This is a genomic window from Micromonospora sp. ATLC16, from assembly GCF_057196645.1.
This window is the reverse complement of record NZ_JBXUOW010000059.1, coordinates 1-15,051: the sequence shown is the minus strand read 5'-3', so window position 1 is coordinate 15,051 and position 15,051 is coordinate 1. Positions and strand designations below refer to the sequence as shown.

The 15,051-nt window shown below is 71.7% G+C and carries 10 protein-coding genes and 2 riboswitches; of the genes, 5 read left to right on the top strand and 5 right to left on the bottom strand.

Annotated features, from left to right (window positions below):
* Positions 1 to 315 precede the first annotated feature (315 nt).
* The 4 genes from AC2CHE_RS20965 to AC2CHE_RS20950 are packed head-to-tail and all read left to right on the top strand — an operon-like array spanning position 316 to position 5,585.
* Positions 316 to 2,094, top strand: coding sequence for a condensation domain-containing protein (locus AC2CHE_RS20965; RefSeq protein ID WP_484506580.1), 1,779 nt, complete (start codon positions 316 to 318; stop codon positions 2,092 to 2,094).
* Positions 2,091 to 3,830, top strand: coding sequence for a condensation domain-containing protein (locus AC2CHE_RS20960; protein WP_484506579.1), 1,740 nt, complete (start codon positions 2,091 to 2,093; stop codon positions 3,828 to 3,830). The genes AC2CHE_RS20965 and AC2CHE_RS20960 overlap by 4 nt, the downstream gene beginning before the upstream one ends.
* On the top strand, positions 3,827 to 4,840 hold the full coding sequence (locus tag AC2CHE_RS20955) for an ABC transporter ATP-binding protein (RefSeq protein ID WP_484506578.1): 1,014 nt from the start codon (positions 3,827 to 3,829) through the stop codon (positions 4,838 to 4,840). Before AC2CHE_RS20960 ends, AC2CHE_RS20955 begins: the two co-directional genes overlap by 4 nt.
* Positions 4,824 to 5,585: an ABC transporter permease gene (locus AC2CHE_RS20950; RefSeq protein ID WP_484506577.1), complete on the top strand. Its 762-nt coding sequence runs from the start codon at positions 4,824 to 4,826 to the stop codon at positions 5,583 to 5,585. The genes AC2CHE_RS20955 and AC2CHE_RS20950 overlap by 17 nt, the downstream gene beginning before the upstream one ends.
* Positions 5,586 to 5,707: 122 nt before the next feature.
* On the opposite strand, the gene AC2CHE_RS20945 is transcribed toward AC2CHE_RS20950, so the two are convergent.
* The 5 genes from AC2CHE_RS20945 to AC2CHE_RS20925 are packed head-to-tail and all read right to left on the bottom strand — an operon-like array spanning position 5,708 to position 13,034.
* The gene (locus AC2CHE_RS20945) at positions 5,708 to 6,544 is read right to left on the bottom strand and encodes an ECF transporter S component (protein ID WP_484506576.1); all 837 of its coding nucleotides are present in this window, start codon (positions 6,542 to 6,544) and stop codon (positions 5,708 to 5,710) included.
* Entirely contained in the window at positions 6,541 to 8,175 is a 1,635-nt protein-coding gene (locus tag AC2CHE_RS20940) for an ABC transporter ATP-binding protein (protein WP_484506575.1), read from the bottom strand. Before AC2CHE_RS20940 ends, AC2CHE_RS20945 begins: the two co-directional genes overlap by 4 nt.
* Entirely contained in the window at positions 8,172 to 9,350 is a 1,179-nt protein-coding gene (locus AC2CHE_RS20935; protein ID WP_484506574.1) for a CbiQ family ECF transporter T component, read from the bottom strand. Before AC2CHE_RS20935 ends, AC2CHE_RS20940 begins: the two co-directional genes overlap by 4 nt.
* A gap of 4 nt (positions 9,351 to 9,354) precedes the next feature.
* Positions 9,355 to 10,320, bottom strand: coding sequence for an LPXTG cell wall anchor domain-containing protein (locus tag AC2CHE_RS20930; RefSeq protein WP_484506573.1), 966 nt, complete (start codon positions 10,318 to 10,320; stop codon positions 9,355 to 9,357).
* Positions 10,317 to 13,034 carry a prenyltransferase/squalene oxidase repeat-containing protein gene (locus tag AC2CHE_RS20925; RefSeq protein ID WP_484506572.1) on the bottom strand — a complete coding sequence of 906 codons (2,718 nt, stop codon included), beginning with the start codon at positions 13,032 to 13,034 and terminating at the stop codon, positions 10,317 to 10,319. The genes AC2CHE_RS20930 and AC2CHE_RS20925 overlap by 4 nt, the downstream gene beginning before the upstream one ends.
* Positions 13,035 to 13,128: 94 nt before the next feature.
* A riboswitch (cobalamin riboswitch) is annotated at positions 13,129 to 13,244 on the bottom strand.
* Positions 13,245 to 13,311: 67 nt separating this feature from the next.
* Positions 13,312 to 13,433: riboswitch (cobalamin riboswitch) on the top strand.
* Positions 13,434 to 13,538: 105 nt separating this feature from the next.
* On the opposite strand from AC2CHE_RS20925, the gene AC2CHE_RS20920 reads away from it, so the two are divergent.
* The gene (locus AC2CHE_RS20920) at positions 13,539 to 14,972 is read left to right on the top strand and encodes a prenyltransferase/squalene oxidase repeat-containing protein (protein ID WP_484506571.1); all 1,434 of its coding nucleotides are present in this window, start codon (positions 13,539 to 13,541) and stop codon (positions 14,970 to 14,972) included.
* Positions 14,973 to 15,051 lie beyond the last annotated feature (79 nt).

The following is a 15,051-nucleotide window of genomic DNA, read 5'->3' as shown; positions in this document are numbered from 1 at the left end:
CATTTATAGATCGTCGGACGCCACTACGTTAGGAGCCGATCACGGGGCGAGCAATGGGGGAATCCCCAGCATCCCGAGGCCTTCGAGAGGACCGGATAAAAGAGACGTCGCAGACTGTGATCTAGAGCAGACAATTCACTCGCTTTGCCGACCATTCATCGCCAAACCCCCGGCAATTCGTAACGAACGGGACGTACGGACCGCGTTCGCGCCCCATGCCCGGCCAACAATGGGGTTTTCCCGACTACCTACGACGGAGCCGCGCGGGCGAGGGTGGGCGACAGTCACGCCGATCGCCGACGAACGGGAGACCCGATGTCCAGTCCCACGCTGGTCGACCGGATGAAGATCACATTCGAGGGTCTCCGGGCTGGTGAAGGACCCCTCACCTGCGGCCAGACCAACACCTGGCAGTGGATGCGAACAGACGTGGCCAATCCGATGGCCACTCTGCAGTGGAAGCTGCCACTGCCGGCCGGCACCCCCGTCTCGGACGTGGTGGAGGCCTTCGCCATCCTGCTCGCCCGGCACGAGTCGCTGCGTACCACCTTTCACGAGCACGACGGTGAGATGCGGCAAAGGGTCCTGCGTAGCGGGGTCCTCGCGGCCGAAATCCACCAGGTGGATGCATCCGCCGACACGGAACTGACATCTCAGCGGATGATCGACCAGCTCCGCCAGAAACCTTTCGACTTGGTCAATGAATTGCCGGCACGCCTGGCGATCGCGCTGGCTGGGGATAAAGCACTAGCAGCGGTTACCGTCTATTCACACATGGCGGTCGATTATGGAAGTATGGCCATTCTTGGTCGGGAGTTCGCCGAGCTGATCGGCGCCACCGGCAACCGGTCCGTCGGGGCCGCTCGGCACCAGCCGCTCGACCAGGCCGCGGAGGAGGCCTCGCCGCGCGGGCGGCGGCGAACCGCGGCGGCCCTGCGGCACTGGACCCAACACCTGCGCCAGATACCCCAGTGCCTGATGGCGTTGCCGCCGGTCGGCGACGGCGAAGACGAGGGCCCGGCCAGCGCCGCCCTGCGCTCCTCGTCCGCCACCGCCGCCCTCGACCGGATCGCCGCCCGGACACAGGCCAGTCCGGCGGCCGCCGTGCTGGCCGCGTTCTCCGCCGTGGTGTCGGTGCGAGTCGGCCAGTCCCGCTGCGTGTTCGCCTCACTGTCGAGCAACCGGTTCACCTCCCGGCTGCGCGACTACGTCGGCACACTGGCCCAGGACGGCCTCGTGGTGGTCGACGTGACCGGACCGACCTTCGATGACCTGGTACGGCGAACCAGCGCGGCCATGCTGCGAGCCAACCGCAGCAGCATCTTCGACGTGACCGAACTGGTCACCCATGCCGTCCAGATCAACGACGAGCAGGGCATGGACTTCAGCCGCGACTGCGTCTTCAACAACATCAGCGCCCACCTGCCCTCGGGTACCGACGAGACGACCAATGTCCAGTTGCCCCCGTTGGATCCCCCTGATCTGCGCTGGTCACCCACGGCGGGGGCCGCCGAGCACAGCACTCTCACCTGGACGCCGGCGCCGCCCTTTCCCAACCGCCTGGTCCTCCAGCTGATCGCCGCCCGGCCGGCTCTGGTGGTCGGCCTGAGCACCGGCGACACCCGACACGTGCCCCGGCCCGAGATCGCCGGACTGCTGCGGGGGATGGAAGGCGTCCTCGTTGCCGCCGCTGCCGGGCCGCTGCGCCTGGCGGACGTGCCTGACCTCAGCGGACTGACCCCGGTGCCCCGCGACAGCGACTGGGTGCGGGTGGGGGTCAGCTGGGTGCAGCTCAGTGAGGTTCAGACCCTGCTGCGCGAGGCACTCGGCACCCCGGTGTACGCGACGGCCGAACCAGACGGCGACGGGCACCGGCTGACCGCGCACCTGCTCGCCACCGACGGCGTCCGGACCCCGCGCCAGGCGCACGCGGCGTGCATGGCCCACCTCGGTGGCCGGTACGCCGTGACCGCCCCGCACCACTACGTCCTGCACGACTCAGCTCCGACCGACCTCACCGACCTGGCGGCCTGGCGTTCCCGGCCAGTGCTGGCCCGCGGTGACGGCCGCGCATCCACGGAGGACCACCGATGACCGCTCCGAGCGAGACCGTCCGTACCATCCGCCTGCGCGTCGACGGCGACCGCGAGGCGCAGGGCCCACTGACCCTCGGTCAGGCAAACGCGCTGCAATGGATCTCTGCGCTCACCGACGACCACTTCCTCGGCCTGGTGCAGTGGATCTTCAAGGTGCCGGCGGGGACCACACTCGAGCGCGCCTGCGCCGCCCTGAGCGCGTTGGTCCGCCGGTACGAGTCGCTGCGTACCACCTACCACGACGGGCCGGACGGTCCGGTGCAGCGCGTGGCGCGTACCGTCGACCTGCCGATCGAGATACACCAACGACCGGCCCAGCCCGACGGCACGACGCTGTCCCGGGAGCTGATCGCCCAGCTGCGTGCGCGGCCGTTCGACCTCTCCAAAGATCTGCCGCTGCGCCTCGCCGTGGCGGTCGAGGGCGACCTGGTGCACGCGGTGGTCGCGGTCTACTCACACCTGGCCGCCGACTACGTGAGCATGACCGTGCTGGGCGAACGCTTCACCGGGCTGCTCACCGGGAGCGTGACCGACGTGGACCCACCACCGCACCAGCCGCTGGACCGGGCTGATCGGGAACGTTCACCGAAGGGCCTTCGGCAGGCGGACGCGGCGCTGCGGTACTGGTCCGGAATCCTGCGGCGGCGCCCCCGCTGCGTCCTGCCCCGACCGACCACAGGTGTCGAGCCGTCGACGACGCCCACGCCGCGCAGCGCGGACCTGCACTCGTCACGGGCAGCCGCCGCGCTGGACCGGATCACCGCCCGCACCGGCACGAGCCGGGCCATGGCGGTGCTCGCCGCGCTCGCCGCCGTGCTCGCCCTCCGCACCGGCCAGCGGCACGTGGTGCTCTACTCCCCCGCCGCCAACCGGCTCGGCGTGCCGCTGCGCGACTATGTCGGCACTGTGTCCCAGGACGGCCTGATCAGCCTCGACGTCGACCAGCCCGACTACGACGCGCTGGTACGGCACGCCGGGACCGCGTTGCTGCGGGCCAACCGGAACAGTGTCTTCGACGCCGAGGCGCTGCAACGAACGCACGACCGCATCGCGCACGAGCGCGGCATGCCGATGGTCCGTGACGGCGTCTTCAACAACATCTCCGGCAACGCCCCGCCGGATCTGCCGACGGTAGCCACCACGGAGACCTTCATCGACTGGTGGACGCCGACCGGCTTCACCAATCTGCTGCTGTTCCACCTGGTCCGGACCGAGCAGGCGCTGATCCTGGAACTGATCACCGGGGACAACCGGCACCTTCCCGACGCGGAGATGGAGGCGCTGCTGCTCGGCACCGAACGGGTGCTCGCCGTGGCGGCCACCGGGAACGTCGCCCTGGACGACCTCGGCGCCCTCGCCGGCATCGACCCGATCCTCCGCGACGGCGACTGGCACTTCGTCGACCACAGCTGGATCCAGCTCAGCCACGTCAACCGGATACTGCAAGCAGCCCTGCCCGGGCCGGCCCGAGCCTTCGTGACCGACGAAGGACCCGAGGGCGCGACCATCGTCGCCCACCTGGCCGCCGTAGCCGAGATCACCGACCCCGCGCGGGCACACCTGGCCTGCCTACGACAGCTCGTCGACTCACCCACGGCGATCTCCCCCCACCGATATGTCCTGCACCGGGGCGCACCCGCCGATCCGGCTGATCGGCAGGCGTGGCGGGAGCTGGCGGTGCTGGCCGAGGGCGACGGCCGGGCCGCGGAGGCGGGAAGCGAGGCAGGGACATGAGCATCATCGAAGCGAACGAGTTGACCCGCACGTTCCGGTCCGGCCGGCAGAGCGTCACGGCGGTCCGAGGCGTCAACCTGCGGGTCGAGGCCGGCGAGATCGTCGGCTTCCTCGGACCCAACGGCGCCGGCAAGACCACCACCCTGCGGATGCTGACCACGCTGCTCCGCCCGACCAGTGGCACGGCCCGGATCGCCGGCGCGGACCTGGCCACGGCTCCCCGCGAGGTACGCCGCCGAATCGGGTACGTCGCCCAGCACGGCGGTACCGACCCCAACGCCCTGGTAGACGAGGAACTGTTCCTGCAGGCGCGCCTCTACCGGATCCCGGTCGCACCCGCCCGGCGCCGGGTGGCCGACCTACTCGAACAGTTGGACCTCGGCGGGCTGGGCAAGCGGCCGATCGGCTCACTCTCCGGCGGCCAGCGCCGACGCCTGGACATCGCGCTCGGCCTGGTCCACGATCCGCAGGTCGTCTTCCTCGACGAACCCACCGCCGGCCTGGACCCGCACAGCCGCAACAACCTATGGGAGCACACCCGCCGGCTCCGCGAGGACCACGGCACCACCGTCTTCCTGACCACTCACTACCTCGACGAGGCCGACGCGCTCTGCGACCGGATCCTCGTGATCGACCACGGGCGAATCGTCGCCGAAGACACCCCCGCGAACCTGAAGCGCCAGCTGGCCGCAGACGTGCTGACCGTGGAAGTGGTCGGCGATCCGGCCGCTAGCCAACGACTGCTGGCCGGCCTGCCGGGCGTCCGGCAGGCCGCGGTGACGAGCACGGGCGGTATCCAGGTCACCCTGGCCGACGCCGAACAGGGAATCACCGACGTGATCACCTCCCTGTCCGGCGCGGGCATCGGCGTCCGTGCCCTGCAACTGGCGCGGGCCAGTCTGGACGACGTCTTCCTCAGCCTCACCGGCCGCGAACTGCGCGACGACCCGCAGGACCAACAGTCCCCCATCCCGACCACCGAGGGGGCGGACCATGTCCCTGCTCGTTGACATCCTGCTGGTGTTCCAACGCCATCTGCGCATCTCCCTGCGCAACCCGCTGTGGATCGTCATCGGGCTCTCCCAGCCGGTGGCCTTCCTGGTCCTCTACGGCCCGCTGATGACGAGCACCCTGTCGATCACCGGCGTCGAACCGGAGCGCGCCTGGCAGACCTACGTGCCGGGGGTGCTCGTGCAACTCTGCCTCTTCGGCTCCGCCTTCGTCGGGTTCGGAGTGATCGCCGAGTGGCGCGCAGGGGTGATCGAGCGGCTGCGGGTCACTCCGGTGAGCCGAGTGGCGTTGCTGCTCGGCCGGGTGCTGCGTGACGTCGCGCTGCTGGTGGTGCAGGCGGTGCTGCTGGTCGTGGTGGCGTTGCCGCTGGGCCTGCGCGCGTCGGTGCCGGGTGTGCTGGTGGCGCTCGGCGTGGTCACGCTTCTCTCGCTCGGCCTGGCCTGTCTGTCCTGCGCTCTCGCGCTGACCGTCAAGAGCGAGGACACGTTGGGCCCCACCCTCAACACCGGCCTGATGCCGCTGCTGCTGCTGTCCGGGGTGCTGCTACCGATGTCCTTCGCTCCGCGCTGGCTGGACCTGGTCTCCCGGCTCACCCCGTTCCGGTACATCGTGGATGGCATGCGCAGCGCGTTCCAGGGTGAGGTGTTCAGCGCGACCGTACTGTCTACAGTCCTGGTCGCCCTGTCGATCAGCGTGCTGTCGGTGCTGCTCGGCGTACGTACCTACCTGCGGCAGAGTGCCTGACCCGATCCGGCTCGACAACTGCCCGGCGAACGTCTCACCGATGGGTCCCGGGCAGGCGGCACCTGCCGGAGACCTACCGACGGGAGGCAACCGTGGGCAGTAATCGGCTTGACGGATCCCACTCAGAGGCTGTTCCCAGAGTGGGCCGAGGATGGCGCAGCGGTGGCAGCGGCGAACGTTGGGGCTGCTTGGAAGTGCGCCCGTCGGGCCGCGCGCCGGAACGCGCCGAGTACCGCTGGCCCGGCGAGGATGACGAGGACGGCTGTGGTGACCGCCCGTCCGGTGTCCCAGCCCAGCGAGGTGACGGTGAAGAAGGTCAGGTACCGGTGCAGTTGTTCGAGCACCGGCAGGCCGGGTTGGTAGGCGATCGAGCTGGTCGGGTCGAGGGAGAACGGCCAGAACGACAGGTTGAGCATGAAGCCGAAGAAGTACCCGCTGACGGCGGCGTAGGCGGCGAGCAGGACAATCTCGGCCCGTCCCCGTACCCGGGGCAGCAGGCCGGCGAACATGCCGACCCAGGCGCAGCCGAACATCTGGTACGGCATCCACGGTCCGACTCCCCCGGTGAGCAGGGCGGAGGCGAACAGTGACGTGCAGCCGAGCGCGAAGCCGAAGCCGGGTCCGAAGACCCGACCGGCGAGCACGAGGATGAAGAAGACCGTCTCGATGCCGGCCGTGCCCGCGCCGAGCGGTCGCAGGGCCGCGTTGATCGCGGAGAGCACGCCCAGCATGGCGAGGGCCTTCGCGTCGATTCTGCCGTCGGCGATCTCGGCGAAGATGACGGCGAGGACGAGGAGCAGCAGCACCCCGAACATCAGCGGCGGGGTCTGTGTGGAGCCCAAGGTGCCCGGTGCGACGACGAACGGCCAGAGGAACGCAACGAAGCCCAGGAACGACGCCATGGTGATCGCGAGCACCGCGCGGCCGGGCACGCGGACGGCGACGGTCAGCGTGCTCACGCGCGTACCTCCGGGTTGTCGAGGGCGGCGGCGACCTGCCCGACCGTCAGGTAGGGCAGCGGCGCAAGGATCTTCGCGACCTGCGGGGCGAACGTGGGCGACGCGGTGAGCACGGCCGGGACGGGACCGTCGGCGACGATCTCGCCGTCGGCCATGACCACGACCCGGTCGGCGGTGGCGGTGGCGAACTCGACGTCGTGGGTGGCCACGACGACGGCGCGGCCCTGTGCGGCGAGGTCGTCGAGGGTACGGGTCAGCGCAGCTTTCGCCTGGTAGTCCAGGCCACGGGTGGGTTCGTCGAGGAGTAGCACGCCGGGGGTGACGGCGAGTTGGATGGCGAGGACCAGGGCGAGTTGCTGCCCGGCGGACAGGTCCCGGGGGTGATTGTCGCCGTCGATGCCGGCGGCGATGGCGTCGAGGAGACGCCGGGCGGTGCCCGGTTCGGCGCCGTCGCGGTCGGCCTGGTCGAGTTCGGCGTCGACGGTGTCGAGGTAGAGCAGGTCGGTGGCGGTCTGAGGGACGAGGCCGACGAGTCGGCGGGCTTGGCTGGCACTGACCCGTCCCGGATCGAGGGTGCCGTGTGACGGATCAGGGACGGCGATGCTGCCGCCATCTCGGCGGCCCGAACCTTGCAGGGCCCAGAGCAGCGATGACTTGCCGGATCCGTTGCGGCCCATGAGCGCGGTGATCTCACCACGGGCCAGTGTCAGGTCGACGCCGCGGACGGCGACGACCGTTCCGTGGCGGACGATCACGCCGGCCGCGGTCAGGGCGTTGCGGGCGTCGGCGTGGGAGTGTCGGTGTGGTCGCGGCGGTGTCGGGGGCAACCGGTCGCGCAGGGCGTTCGCGTGCCGGCGGGCGTCTCGCACCGAAAGGGGCGGCGGTGACCAGCCGGCCAGGCGTCCGAGGTCGACCACGGGTGGCGCGACGGTGGTGCCGGCGATGAGGGTGGCGGGGTCGCCGTGGCGGACGGTGCCGTCGCGGGCGACGTGAATGAGCCGGTCGGCGTACGGCAGGACGCGCTCCAGGCGGTGCTCGGCCAACACGACGGTGACGCCGAGGTCGTGGACCAGCCGGGTGATCGTGGCGAGGACGTCGTCCGCGCCGGTCGGGTCGAGCGCGGACGTCGGTTCGTCGAGGACCAGTACCCGTGGGTGGGCGGTGAGCGCCGCGCCGATCGCCACGCGTTGCTGCTGACCGCCGGAGAGTTCGTGCAGGCCCCGATGGCGCAGGTCGGCCAGGCCCAGCAGATCCAGGGTCTCCTCCACCCGGGTCCGCATGACCGCCAGGTCGAGAGCCAACTGCTCCATCCCGTACGCCAGCTCCTCCTCGACGGTGTCGGTGACGAACCCGGCCACCGGGTCCTGCCCGACCACGCCGACCAGATCGGCGAACTCGCGCGGCGGGTGATGTGCGGTGTCCCGGCCGGCGACGCGGACGCTGCCCTGCAGGGTGCCGCCGGTGAAGTGCGGGACGAGGCCGTTGATCGCGCCGAGCAGTGTCGACTTTCCCGCCCCGGTGTGTCCGACGACCAGACACAGCTCCCCCTCGTCGATGTCGAGGTCGACGTCGCGCACTGTGGGGCGGGACGTGCCGTCGTAGGTGACGCTGACACGCTCCAAGCGGATCATGATGGTGCTCCTGCGGTGTCGGCGGTGCGGCGTCGTTCGGTGGCGGGCTCCGGTCGGTGCGGGCGCGGTGGTGTCGGTGCGGCGATTGCCGCGAGGGCGGCGACGAGGATCGCGGCGGCCGGTAGGGCGGGCAGGCTGGGCCAGTGCAGCGGGTAGAGGCTCGGGTTGAGCGCGGCCGGGTCGTAGCCCGTGTTGGCGCCGAGCACGACGGCGGTGACGACGCCGCAGCCGGCGACGGTCCACTCCGGCCACTCCCACGGGTCGGGTCGGTAGCGACTGCGGGATACCCGACGCCCGCCAAGGGCGAGCCCGGCCATGCAGAGCAGCACGCCGCCACCGAGGCCACCGAGCCCGACCGGGCGGGGAACCCCCGGGTCGAGCAGTCCGTACGCGCCGACGCACAGGCCGGCCATGCCGGTGAGCATGAGGACTCCGGTGAGCCGTCGCGAGGCGGGTGTGGCGGTGCCGACCCGGCCGTAGCCGCGGGAGTCCATGGCGGCGGCCAGTCGCAGCGACCGGTCCAGGGCGTCGTGCAGGACCGGCATCAGGATGGCCCGTGCGGCGGCGAGGCCCTTGGCCCGTCCGGCGCGTAACCGGCGGGCACGCGCGACCCGTTGAACGCTCTCCACCAGTTGCGGCGCAACGCTCAGCGACACGGTGACGGCGACCCCCAGCTCGTACAGCGCCCCGGGGAGGACCCGCAGCGCGCGTTTGGGGTTGGCGAGGCTGTTGGCGGCCCCGATGCAGCACAACAGGCAGGCCAGCCGGAGCCCGTCGACGGCGGCGGACAGGGTCGCCTCCAGGGAGACTGGGCCGCCGATCTGGATTCCCGCGTACCAGTCGGGTGTGGGCAGGTGCGGCAAGCGGAACAGGATGTGGTCGTCGGGGGTGATGCCGGAGGCGAAGACCGTCCGGAAGACCACCCGGATCACGATGATGATCAGCGCGAGGTAGAGGTAGTAGCGGAACGCCCGCGCCCAGGGGGCGTCGGTGCGGCGGACGGTGACGACGAGGCCGAGAACCGCGAAGATGAGCAGTAGCAGGAGCGGGTTGCTGGTGCGGCTCGCGGCTGTCGCGAGCGCGAGCGCCCACAGCCACCAGGCCACCGGGTGCAGGGAACGGGGTAACCGGGCGACCGCGAGGCGGTGGAGAAGGCCGGTGCGGGTCGGGGGCATCGGTTCAGGTGCGGCGTCGCCGCCAGCCGACGACACCGCCGACCAGAGCGAGGACGGCCAGCAGGCCGACGGTGATCAGGGCTGGCAGCGCCGAGCCGGTGTCCTGGCGGGCGGCCGTCGTGGTGGGTGACGCATCGAGGATGCGGGGCCCGTCGGGGGTGGCGCTCGGCGACCCGGACAGCACAACCGCTTCAGGCGATGGCGTGGGGCTGACCGAGGGCGTCGGGGTACCACCGACCGGAACCGACGCCGACGCTCCCGGCGGCGGGAGGCCCGGTGGGGGGTTACCGAGTCCGGGGTCGCCCGGCGGGGGGTTACCGAGTCCGGGGTCGCCCGGCGCCGGCGGGTTGCCGGCGGCCGAGGGCTTTCCGCCGCCGGGCTGGGCCGGAGTGGGCGCGCCCGGGGGCGGCGCGGTGGTGGTCGCGCCGACCGGCGTGCTGTTGCGGGCGCGGACCCTGTCCGGGCTGACCGTGGGCCGCCCCTGGGTGCCTCCGATGTCGGTCGCCCCGAAGATCCACAGGTCGACGCTGCCGGGCTTGGGCTTGTAGCTCATCGCGCCGAGTTGGCTGTAGACCCAAGTGTTCTGTCCCGGATCGGCGTGCCAGTACGACCAGTACGCGCTGGCCGGTGGGGTGAGCGCGCACTTCTCGTCGGCCGCCGTGGGGTACTGCGTTCCGCCCTGGTGACCCGCGTATCCGATCCGGCAGATGAAAGCCGGCCCGTCGTGCTGCGTCCCGGTGGTGCGCCAACCGCCCTGGTTGAGCAGTTGGTAGCCGGTGGTCGGTGTGGTGCCGCAGGACCGCAGCAGCGGCCCACCCCAGCGGCTGAAGTCGACAGCGAGAACCACCCCGGACGAGGTGGTGCACTGCCCGATCGGCAGGGGCGCGGCCAGCGCCGGCGTGGGTGCCACCACCGGCGCGGCGACGATCGTCAGGGCCGCGATCGACCGAAACCACCGGCGGGCGGTCACGATCCACCGCCGCCGTCGGACACCGCGCGGCGACGGGCGGCGACCAGCAGCAGGACGCCACCGGCCACGAGCACCAGCGCCAGCAGGGCGATGGTCACGATGGACACGCCGGTGCGAGGCAGATTGCCCCACGGCCCGCCGGGGCCCGTCGCCGACGGGGTCGCCACGGGTGTCGCCGTCGGCGAGGCCGACTGGCTGGCGCTCGGCGTGGGCGTAGGTGGGGGGGGTTTGGGTGGGCCGGATGGGTCTGGACCCGGCAGTTCGTGCACGTCCCGGGTGAGGGCGGCGAACGAGATGCCGGTGGCGCCGCCGACGACCTGGGTGGACGCGCGCACGTCCGAGCCGGCCTGGCCTCCGGCGGCGACGGTGAAGCCACCGTCGTCGTTCTGCTGGCCGGCCAGGAACGACAGTGCCTTGTCGACCTGTCGGGCGTAGGTGTCGGCGCGCAGGGCGAGGCCCTGGATCGCGAGCGCTGTGGAGTTGGTGGAGTCACCGGCCGCGCCCGGGAACCCGCCGTGCCCCTTCTGGGTCGAGGCGATCCAGGCCAGCGCCTTGTCGACCGCGCCGGCCGCCGACGGGTCGTCGGTCACCAGGGCGAGTGCCATCGCGGCCATCGCCGTGCTGTCGACATCCCTGTCGGCATCCGCCGCCGGGATGAGGCTGGGGAACGACCCGTCGGCGCGTTGCAGTCCCTTGAGGAACTCGACCGGCTTGGTGGCGGCCTCGCCCTGGCCGGCGCGGTGCTGCGCGATGATGCCGAGCGACTGCCCGAACACCGAGGTGGCGTACCGGTAGTTGCCGGGCCCGGCGCAGCCGGCCTGTTCGTCGAGCTTGGTGCAGGTCACGTCGCTCAGGGCGGCGATCAGGTCGTGTCCACCGAAGGAGCGGGGGTCGTAGCCGGTGACCTCGGCCAGTAGGGCCATCTTGCCGATCGCGCCGCCGACGGCGTAGTCGGTGCCGACGCCCAGCCACATGTCGACGGTGAAGCCGTTGTCGCCGACCGCGCCGCCGCCGCGCAGGAACTCCACGATCGCCCGCAGCTTGGCGTCGTCCCCGCCGGTGGCGGCCAGGGCGTAGGCACCGTCGATGCTCAACCCGAAGTCGGGGAAGCCGGGGAACGACTCGTAGTACCTGCCGTCGATCAGGTTCGTCGGCGCGACGAGGTAGGACACCCCCTTGACCAGATCGGGTCGCGGTCCGGCCGGTGGCGGCGTCTCACCCAGGTCGGCGAGGTTCTTGCCGGCCAGCGCGAGCGCCGCAGCGGCGGTGGCGGGCAGGTCAGCGTCCGGATTGCTCGGGTCGGGGCTGAGCCCACCGCCGTTGACGATCCGGCTGACCAGCAGGCCGGTGGCTGCCGCCGCCCGGTCGGCGTCGCCCAGCACGGCGAGGGCCTGCGCGGCGTGCCCGGTCGAGTAGGTGTCGGTCACTCCCGCCCCGGTGTACGGCTGGTAACCGCCGTCGGGCTCCTGCGCCGTGGCCAGGAACGCCTTGGCCGAACTGAGCGCCGCGTCGTGCGCGCCGAGCGTGTGCAGCGCCAGGACGGCGAGGGTGGTGGCTGCGAGGTCGGGGTCGCAGGCTTCGGTGGGGCTGCGCCAGACACCGGCGAAGGCTCCGATCGTGCACTGCTGCTCGGTCAGGCGGGTGACGGTGGAGGCCGGCGGGGTGACGCCGGCGCGCTTGAGCGCGAGCAGGGCGGTCGCGTGGGTCAGCGGATCGCTCGATCCGGCGAAGTCACCGGCGGCGGCGCAGCCGGCGTCGGCGTCGGTCGCGGTGCAGACCCGGTCGGTGAGCGTGGCGATCAGGTCCCGGTCGCCGAACGCACGCGGATCGTCGCTGGTGCTGGTCAGCAGGAGCGCGAGGCTGGCGACGTTGGCGGTGTGGGGTGGGGCGGTGCCACCGTTCGGGAAGATGGCGGCATCGACGTGCGCCCGCAGATAGTCGACGATCTTGGTGAGCGTCTGGTCCTGCCCACCGGTGCCGGCCAGGGCGGTGGCGACGGCGATGGTCCGGTAGTAGTCGACGAAACCGTAGTCGACGTGGTCGCCGTCGGCGAGCTGCCCCACCAGGTAACTCGCCACCGCCTTGACCTGCGCTTCCGTCGGTCGCGTCGGCACGGGCGTCGAGGTCGGGGTCGGAGTCGGGGTGGCGGTCGGAGTCGGGCCGCTCGCGCGCACTGAGGCGGGGGTGAAGCTCGGTGCCCCGGTGGTGCCGCCGATGTCGGTGCCGCCGAAGACCCACGCCTCGACCTCACCCGGGCCCGGCCGCTGCGCCATCGCGCCGAGTGGACTGTAGGTCCAGTGGTCCTGCCCGGCCGGTGCGATCCAGTAGGACCAGTAGGCCGACGCCGGTGGCGTCAACTGGCACGCCTCGTCGGCCGGTGTCGGGTGTTCGGCACCGGACGCGAAATCGGGCGATCCGATCCGGCAGATGAAGCCGGGGCCGTCGTGGGCGGTGCCGGTGGTGGTGAAGCCCGCATCGTGCAGCAGGTCCAGGCCGGTGGTCGGGGTGGCGTCGCAGCCACGTAACACCGGTCCGCCCCAGGCGGCGAAGTCGACGGCGACGATCGCGCCCTGGGTCGGGGTGCAGGACTCCAGCGGATCGGCGAGCGCGGCGCGGGTCGGCACCACCAGCGCCACCGCGCCGAGCACCGCTGCGGCGACGGCCGCCAACCATGCCGCAGGAACGCGCGACGTTTGACTGACCAGTGGGGACATGGCGACTCTCTCGGGGGCTAGCGGCGCAGGCGCGGACGCGGACCCCGAGGACAAGCCCCGGAAATCTGGCTCCGCGCCGTGTACCTCGACGGCGCTGCGGTGCTCTATCCAGCCAGGTAATCCGACTCGTCCCGAGAATGGGACCTACGGCTGCGGGCCAGCGCCGGACTTTGACCGGCTTCCCCTGACTGCTGGATCGGGGTCATCGGACCACACCCGCGACGACGACGTCAATGCGAGACCGTGTCATGTACCTAACAGCGCGCGGTAGGGGCTTCCTCCCATACGGTGACCGCGTCATCGTGTGGGGGAACCCGGTGGGAATCCGGGGCTGACGCGCAACGGTGAGGACGGTTGGCCGTCCCGAGCCCGACTACCCACGTGGTGATGCAGCACTTGCGGTATCCGTCCCACGCGTCCTGCGGCCGGCCCGCCCCGCTCCGCCGGCTTTCCCGCTGGATCCCGGGTCGAGGCAGCCGTGCCCCGTACCCCCAAGGAGCCCTGATGTCCTCGCGTCTTTCCTCCGGCAGTCGCCGGAGACGTCTCGCGGCCGTTCCCGCCGTCGCGCTGATCGCCACGGTCGTGGCGGTCGCGGGCGGCGCCGTACCGGCCGCCGCGACCTCGACGGCGGCGCAGATCGCCACCGCCAAGACCAACGGTGTCGCCTACCTGCGGACCCTGCAGGCCGCCGACGGGAGCTACGCCAGCGGCGGGTTGTCGAACGAGTGGGCGTTCAGCGCGTTCGCGCCCGCCGGCGTCGCGGCGGTGGACGTCTACCCCTCCGGCGACACGACCAAGAACGCCCGCACCGTGTACCGCAACCAGCTCTCGGCCGCGTCCTGGCCTAGCAGCACGCCGCTGGTGACCGACTACGAGCGTGGGGTGCTGAACGCCTACGCCGCCGGCATCGATCCCGCCCGGGTCTCCCCCACCCGTAACCTGATCGCCGACACCATCGCCTACTGGCAGACTGGCTCGGCCGGCTACTACGGCCCGCCGGCCAACTTCAACGGCACCGTCTTCGGCACTCTCGCCCTGGCCGGCGCGAAGACCCAGGCCGGCACCGCCCGTGTACCGCAGGCGCTGCTCGACCTGTCGGTCACCCGGATCCGCAACAACCAGCACAACGACGGCGGCTGGACCTTCACCCAGGCCGAGGGCGACCCCACTCAACTCGCCACCGCCAGCGACATCGACATGACGGGTGCCGCCATGGCCGCGCTCTGCGCCGCCGGGGTCCCCAACACCGACACCGACGTCGTGCAGGCGAAGAACTTCCTCAAGAGCAAGCTCGTCAACGCCTCGGGCGCGTTCAGCTCGATGTTCGGCGTCAACACCGACTCCAACGCGTGGGCCGTCTCCGGGTTGAACGCCTGCGGCATTCCCAGCCAGGGCACCGACTTCACCACCACCGCCGGCAAGACCCCGATCGACTTCCTCCGGGCCCAGCAGTTGACCGGCGGCGGGTTCAAGTACCTGCCCACCAACACCACCCCGTCGGCGTACGCCTCCATCGACGCGGTGCGCGCGCTCGCCGGCGCCGGCTACACCGCCGCTCCCCCGACCCCGGTCACCGCTGGCGCGCCGACCTGGGTCGCGGCGGGCGGATTCACCGCTGGCACCGCCACCCGGCTCGCCGTGATCGTCGACAACGGCAGCGGCAGCATCAAGCCCTGCGCGGTCACGTTGACGCCGACCGCCGCCACCACCACCCTCGGCGCCGTGCTGGACGCCGCCATCGGCGCGGCCGTTCCGAGCGGCTGCGTCACCGCACTGAACCCCACCAGCGGCACCGGCACCATCACCTCGATCAACGGCCTGGCCAACGGCGGCTCCTCGACCTGGAAGGTCGCCCGCGACGGCGGTACCCCGGTCACCGCGACCCGCGGCACGACCGTGACCGTCGGCGACACGATCTACCTGCGCTACGGCGCCTGACTGTGCGGGGGGGGGGGGGCGGGGGGGGGGGGGGGGGGGGGCCGCCGGGCGGGCCCCCCCCGCCCCGGCGGCGCGGGGG

What these genes read in the sequence shown, in the direction of transcription:
- AC2CHE_RS20965 (WP_484506580.1), top strand. Translation starts at nt 316, where the DNA reads ATGTCCAGTCCCACGCTGGTCGACCGGATGAAGATCACATTCGAGGGT.
- AC2CHE_RS20960 (WP_484506579.1), top strand. Translation starts at nt 2,091, where the DNA reads ATGACCGCTCCGAGCGAGACCGTCCGTACCATCCGCCTGCGCGTCGAC.
- AC2CHE_RS20955 (WP_484506578.1), top strand. Translation starts at nt 3,827, where the DNA reads ATGAGCATCATCGAAGCGAACGAGTTGACCCGCACGTTCCGGTCCGGC.
- AC2CHE_RS20950 (WP_484506577.1), top strand. Translation starts at nt 4,824, where the DNA reads ATGTCCCTGCTCGTTGACATCCTGCTGGTGTTCCAACGCCATCTGCGC.
- AC2CHE_RS20940 (WP_484506575.1), bottom strand. Translation starts at nt 8,175, where the DNA reads ATGATCCGCTTGGAGCGTGTCAGCGTCACCTACGACGGCACGTCCCGC.
- AC2CHE_RS20935 (WP_484506574.1), bottom strand. Translation starts at nt 9,350, where the DNA reads ATGCCCCCGACCCGCACCGGCCTTCTCCACCGCCTCGCGGTCGCCCGG.
- AC2CHE_RS20925 (WP_484506572.1), bottom strand. Translation starts at nt 13,034, where the DNA reads ATGTCCCCACTGGTCAGTCAAACGTCGCGCGTTCCTGCGGCATGGTTG.
- AC2CHE_RS20920 (WP_484506571.1), top strand. Translation starts at nt 13,539, where the DNA reads ATGTCCTCGCGTCTTTCCTCCGGCAGTCGCCGGAGACGTCTCGCGGCC.